Origin of the sequence: Micromonospora sp. WMMB482 (assembly GCF_019038635.1) — a bacterium.
Taxonomy (GTDB): domain Bacteria; phylum Actinomycetota; class Actinomycetes; order Mycobacteriales; family Micromonosporaceae; genus Micromonospora; species Micromonospora marina.
On sequence record NZ_JAHOPD010000021.1, the window covers coordinates 1 to 5,504 of the forward strand.

The window sequence follows — 5,504 nt, forward strand, 5'->3', positions numbered from 1 at the left end:
GCCCTCGGGTCGAGACGAACCTGCGGTAGACGTCGGTGTCGACGGCGCTCAACCGGAACGCGGCCACCCGGTGACAGTTCTGAAATGCCAGCTTCACCCCGAAATGGCGCTCCAGACCTGAGCGGATCGCATCGCTGGCCAACGCCCGCAAGAGCTGGCCCCGCTCCGCCTCGGTCGGCGGCGGCACGACGTTGTCGGCGAAGTCACCGGTGGAGGACTGTAGATCCGCGACCACCCGGGTGACGGTGGCCCAGGCGTACGGGAGGGAGTCGCGGACACAGGCGACGAAGGCGTCGTCGTCCACGGGGCCCGCCTCGGCGGCTTCGAGCAGGGCAGGTGGGACGGTGAGAGACATGATCCTCCTAGGAACCTGAAACGACCATCGCTACCATTAGGGTTACGGAAGGAGCACACCACGTAGTCGTACGGCTCGTCAACAGTCCTCACTGGACCCCGCTCGGCGCGGGCCGCTCCGGGCGGCAGCGACGGCGGCCGGACGCTGTCTCGCCAGCGGTGACAGGCGATCCGATTCAGGTCGCCAGGGGTGCGGGTATCCGGGGGGCCGCTCCCGATGACAATCGAAGCGGAACTCATTATCGTGAAGCCGTCCGCGAGGTAGGGGGTACCTCAGGTGAGGCGGACCCGGCCGGCGCGGCGCCCACCTGCGGACGCACGTCGGCCGGCCCGTGCCAGAGGCGACGAGGGTCGGGGCGCCGGGTGGATCGCCAGTGCAAACCATAGTCAAAAGCGTTAGTGTCGCGCGGGCTGTCTGCCGGCGCCTGGTACCTCCGGCGAGGGGATCCCGCCGACGGACCGGCGCGGCAGCATGTCGTCCCCTGCCCGGGGCCAGCAGGAGAAACCGCGGCCGGCGCGGAACGGAGCGGCGATCGATCGAGGCGGCGAACTGTCGCACAGGCGGGTGCAGATCGTCACGGGTTTGTCGTATTTCCGGTCGAACCATCGGGGTACGGCCTGAAGAACCCGATCGCGATGTGAGGAGACCCGCCATGACCCACCCGTGGTTCTTTCCGGAAGGGCTGCCGCCGCTGTTTCACGAGGGCCCGGTCACTGACGACATTCGGTTGGCGTGCCACGTCGTCGAGCAGATGAGTCGTGACCCGCTGCTGCGCCACGAGCGCATCTGTGTCGAGGCGCAGAACCGGGTCGTCATCCTGGAGGGCCGGGTCGGCTCGGCCGAGGCGCTGGCCCGTGCACGCGCACTCGCGTGGGCCGTCTCCGGGGTGCACGATGTCAACGTCAGGGTGTACGTGGCGTGACGCCGGCAGGCGAGGACGACAGGAGAAACAGGTCATGGCAGTCGATCCCATCGGTGAGGACCTGAAGGCGTTTCTCGCCACCGACCCCGACGGTCCGGTGGTCATGCTCAACCTGCTGCGTTTTGCCGAAGGGGGACGGGAGTCCTACGCGCGGTACGGCGCCGCCCTACGGGAGACGTTCCTGCCTCGCTACGGCGGCAAGGTGCTCTACGCCGGTGAAGGTGGACCGGCCCTGGTGGCGGAGGAGGGGCAGCAGTGGGACGCGGTGCTGCTGGTGCGCTATCCGAGCCGGACGGCGTTCAGCCGGATGGTCGCCGACCCGGAGTATCAGGAGGTGAGCCGGTGGCGGACCCTGGCACTGGAGGAGGCCGTTCTGCAACCCACGTTCCCGTGGGCCGGGAAGTGAGCCGCAGCCGGCCGCGGCGAGGGAGGGAACGCCCGCGGGTGGACACGCGCCGGGCGCTGGCAGCACTCTCGGCAGCGACGATGCTCGTCGCCGGCTGCGCCCGTCAGCCGCGTGACCCCCAGCCGTCCCCGGAGCCGACCTCCACCGTCCGGCTGGGCACTGTCGCGCGCGCCGAGGCGGGCTCGCGTCTGACCGTGACCGCCACTGTCGACCGCGTCATCACCGGCACCGCCTTCGTGGTGCGCGACGTCGACTTCACCGACGGGACGCTGCTGGTGCTGTCCGCCGGTCCGGACATCCCGGAACCGCCGCAGTTGGTGACCGTGGTCGGCACGGTCGTCGACTTCTCGTACCGTGACCTGTCCGGCCGCTATGAGCTCGGGCCCTCCGGCCCCTATCGGGATTTCGAGGGCGGCCGGGCGCTCGTCGCCGGGGACGTGACCGTGTGGAAATGACCGTCAGCTGTCGAGTCGGTCGCGCAGGTCGTCGACCTGCTGCTGGAGTCGGTCCACCGCGCTTTCGTTGTTGAGGAACGTGGTGATGCCCGCACCGAGCGCCAGTCCGAGCAGCAGGGCGATCACACTGAGCACGAGGCCACCGATTGCCACGCCCCGGCCGGTCACCCCCGGTCGGGCGGCCATCTTGAGCCCTGCGATGCCCAGGACGATGCCGACGATGGCGAGCACCACGCCGATCCAGGCGAGGATGGCGGTGAGCACGCTGAACAGGGCGGCCACGCCGAACACGAGCGCGAGAGCGGCGGCTGTGCTGGTCTTGGCCGCCGTACCGGTTCGGCCGGCGCGGGTCGACGCGCCTGTTCCTCGGGCGGGCTCGCTGGACGCGGTCATGGCACTCCCTCCGGGTGAGTACGCCGTGCGGCGCGGACTCGTGCCCGCCGCCTTCCCCGGTTTCGGCGACTCATGCTTCCCGGTGCACGGTCCTGCGGGTGATGTCGGGCAGATGTTCCGGCAACGCCACGGAACGCAGGTCGGCCAGTACGTCGTCCAGGAGGCGGGTGATCCGCGGCTGGTCACGTCCCGCCCGCCGGACGTCGTCGACCGCGACCGCGAGGAAGCCGTCGAAGTCCTGCGTCCGCGCCCGTACGCGTGGTGTGCCGTCGGGATCGTCGACGAGCATGCGGTGACCGGGCCGGCCGGCCAGGCGGCGCAGCAGGTCGTGCATCTCCTGGACGCTGCGGACCGCGGTGGTGGTGTCGTTGATCCCGGGTGACAGGGCCCGCTCGGCGATGTCGGTCAGCTGGCGGAACCCGAACCCGACGTCCTGGCCCAGGGTCCGTTCGACGCCGAGGCTCACCGCGACGCACGCCCGCGCCTCCGGCACGGCCGCAGGGAAGGGACCGCCGGACAGCGGATGGACCGCGATCAGCGGCTGCCCGGCCACCACGAAGTCGCCCGGCGCGGGCAGGACCGACAGGGCGCAGTCGTGTTCGCGGGCCAGCGCGGCGAGCCGGTCGAGGTCGACGTGCTCGACCATGCCGGGCTGCACCGCGGTGATCACCTGCACCGGCGGTGGCAGCGGCGTGACGGGCGCGGCGGCCGGGCCGACCGGATACTGCTCCTCGATCACGCGGCGGGACTGGGCGCCGACCGCCGCGATGATGTGCGAGACCCGCATGACCGTGGTGACGTGGTGCAGGTAGTAGACGAACAGCCCGCTGCTGGCGAACACGAGCGTCATCGTCACGGCGAGCGACAGATCGGGCAGCCGGGCGTCGGCGTCGACGTCGGCCGGCAGCGCCGCCAGCACCACCATGGCGAACAGCGCGGTCGCCAGGAAGGTGCCCAGCGCGACCTGGGTGATCCGGTCCTGCAGGAAGGTCCGCAGCACCCGGGGCGAGTACTGGCTGCTGGCGAGTTGTACGGCCACCACGGTGATGGAGAAGACCAGCGCGGTGAACGAGATCATCGCGGTGATGATCGACGACAGCAGCGACCGTGCGCCGGCCACGCTGCTGGGCAGGATCCCGCCGGTCGGCAGGCCCAGTCGCAGCTCGGCCACCGACAGGCCGAGGGCCAGCAGCACGGCCCCGGCGGCGAACGCCGCCGGCACCAGCCAGAATCCCGACCACACCGCCGCCAGGCGGGACCGGAGGGTACGCGGAGCGCTGCTCATCCCGCAGTAGTCCCCTGCGCGTGCCTTTTGCATGCCTGCCGACGGGTCTGTTTACCTGAAGGGAGACCTCGAACGGACGCACGAAGGGGGTGGGCCGGGACTCCGGCACGCTGATCATGAAGAGCCGACACATCACGGCATCCGTCACCTGCGCCGCCCTGCTGGTGCTCGCGGCCGGCTGCGCCGACGGCCGGGAACCGGAGCCGACCTCACCCGGCCCGAGTCACACGGTGCCCTCGGCCTCGCCGCCGGGAACGCCGGCGGCTCCGACGACCGGCGAGGCGTCCACGCCCGCGCCGACCACGGCGGCGCCCTCGGCGACCCCGTCGCCGCCGAGCACCGCCGACGCCGACGTACGGGACGCCCTGCGACGCGGCGACACCGGCGACCGGGTTCAGGCGCTGCAGAAGCGGCTGGACCGGCTCGGATATTGGGTCGGCGAAACCGACGGCACCTTCGGCCTGCTCACCGAGCAGGCGGTGTACGCGCTCCAGAAGGCGGCCGGCCTGCGCCCCGACGGGATCGTCGGCGCGAAGACCCGGGCCGCGCTCGACGACGGGAGGCGCCCGGACGCCCGCAGCACCGGCGGCCACCTCGCCGAGGTGGACCTGGACCGGCAACTGCTGATGATCGTCGACGACGGCGAGGTGAGTCGGATCTTCAACACCTCGACCGGCACGTTCGAGCGTTACACCCACCAGGGGAGACCTACCTGGCGGACACCCCGCGCGGCAGGTGGACCATCGACTGGCAGGTCGACGGCTGGCGCGACGGCCCGCTCGGCCGGCTGTACCGCCGAAGTACTTCCAGGAGCAGGGATCGCGATCCACGGCTACACCAGTGTCCCGCCGTATCCGGCGTCGCACGGGTGTGTGCGGGTGACGCTGCCGGCGATGGACTGGCTGTGGGCGCAGGACGTGCTGCCGAAGAAGACCCGGTTCTGGGTGTACTGAACGCACACCGCTGCCGTACCCGTTGCCCGCGCGAGGTTGTCGGACGCCTGATCCTGACATTCCCGGCAATAGGGTGCGAAACCCCTTAGGGTGGCGGCATGGACGCGCTCGTCGAGCAGTTCTTCAGCACGCTGCAGGCGAGGACGCCGCAGGGTTTGCGCAGCCCGGTCGACGGGGTGCTCCGGGTCGATCTCTACACCGGGGAGCACACCGAACACTGGGTGGTGACGATGAAGGCGGGCAAGCCGCTCGCCGCCCCCGGCTACGCCGACGCGGACACGGTCTGGCGCAGTGACGCCGAGCTGTTCGAGAAGCTGGTGACGGGTGAGTCCCAGCCGGTGGCCGCGTTGCTGCGCAACGACGCCACGTTGAGCGGCGACGTGACCCTGTTCCTGGCGTTCCGGCGGTTCTTCCCGCCGTCGCCGCACGCGCGTGACCCTCGGACCGTGGATGCGGTGGAACCGGAGACGCCGGCGTGAAGGAATTGATCAGCATCCTGGACGGCAACACGTTCCTGGTGTCCCGACCGGCGCGGTGACATCGAGCCGTCGCTGGACTACCCGACCCGGGCTCTTTCTCCTTCGACACGCGATTCCTGTCCACCTGGTGCTGACGCTGGACGGGGAGCGACTGAACGCGCTGTCGGTTGACGAGGAGCGTCGTACGACACCACTAACTTCCTCGTGCCGGGTCGCCCAGCCACTACATCGACGCGAAGATCTCCGTCCTGCGCTA

Annotated in this window: 8 protein-coding genes; 5 read left to right on the forward strand and 3 right to left on the reverse strand. The window is 70.6% G+C overall.

Annotated features, from left to right (window positions below; genetic code table 11):
* On the reverse strand, positions 1-355 hold a 355-nt coding region (locus KSK32_RS32250), incomplete at its 3' end, for an SCO5389 family protein (RefSeq protein ID WP_216936551.1).
* A 652-nt stretch (positions 356-1,007) separates the two neighbouring features.
* Here KSK32_RS32250 and KSK32_RS32255 point away from each other — a divergent pair.
* From KSK32_RS32255 to KSK32_RS32265, 3 genes are read left to right on the forward strand one after another with little or no spacing between them, the layout of a single operon-like run.
* Positions 1,008-1,277 carry a BON domain-containing protein gene (locus KSK32_RS32255; RefSeq protein WP_216935047.1) on the forward strand — a complete coding sequence of 90 codons (270 nt, stop codon included), beginning with the start codon at positions 1,008-1,010 and terminating at the stop codon, positions 1,275-1,277.
* A gap of 34 nt (positions 1,278-1,311) precedes the next feature.
* The gene (locus KSK32_RS32260; RefSeq protein WP_216935045.1) at positions 1,312-1,683 is read left to right on the forward strand and encodes a DUF1330 domain-containing protein; all 372 of its coding nucleotides are present in this window, start codon (positions 1,312-1,314) and stop codon (positions 1,681-1,683) included.
* Positions 1,684-1,721: 38 nt separating this feature from the next.
* On the forward strand, positions 1,722-2,138 hold the full coding sequence (locus KSK32_RS32265; protein WP_216935043.1) for a hypothetical protein: 417 nt from the start codon (positions 1,722-1,724) through the stop codon (positions 2,136-2,138).
* Positions 2,139-2,141: 3 nt separating this feature from the next.
* Here KSK32_RS32265 and KSK32_RS32270 read toward each other — a convergent pair whose 3' ends face one another.
* Both KSK32_RS32270 and KSK32_RS32275 read right to left on the reverse strand, forming a co-directional pair.
* Complete coding sequence (locus KSK32_RS32270; protein WP_216935041.1) at positions 2,142-2,531, reverse strand: DUF4190 domain-containing protein; 390 nt, start codon at positions 2,529-2,531, stop codon at positions 2,142-2,144.
* 70 nt (positions 2,532-2,601) lie between these two features.
* Complete coding sequence (locus KSK32_RS32275) at positions 2,602-3,816, reverse strand: DUF2254 domain-containing protein (RefSeq protein ID WP_216935039.1); 1,215 nt, start codon at positions 3,814-3,816, stop codon at positions 2,602-2,604.
* 116 nt (positions 3,817-3,932) lie between these two features.
* On the opposite strand from KSK32_RS32275, the gene KSK32_RS32280 reads away from it, so the two are divergent.
* Positions 3,933-4,769 (forward strand): peptidoglycan-binding protein, encoded by an 837-nt coding sequence (locus KSK32_RS32280; protein ID WP_254188913.1) that lies wholly within the window; start codon positions 3,933-3,935, stop codon positions 4,767-4,769.
* 98 nt (positions 4,770-4,867) lie between these two features.
* Positions 4,868-5,248: an SCP2 sterol-binding domain-containing protein gene (locus tag KSK32_RS32285; RefSeq protein WP_216935035.1), complete on the forward strand. Its 381-nt coding sequence runs from the start codon at positions 4,868-4,870 to the stop codon at positions 5,246-5,248.
* Positions 5,249-5,504 lie beyond the last annotated feature (256 nt).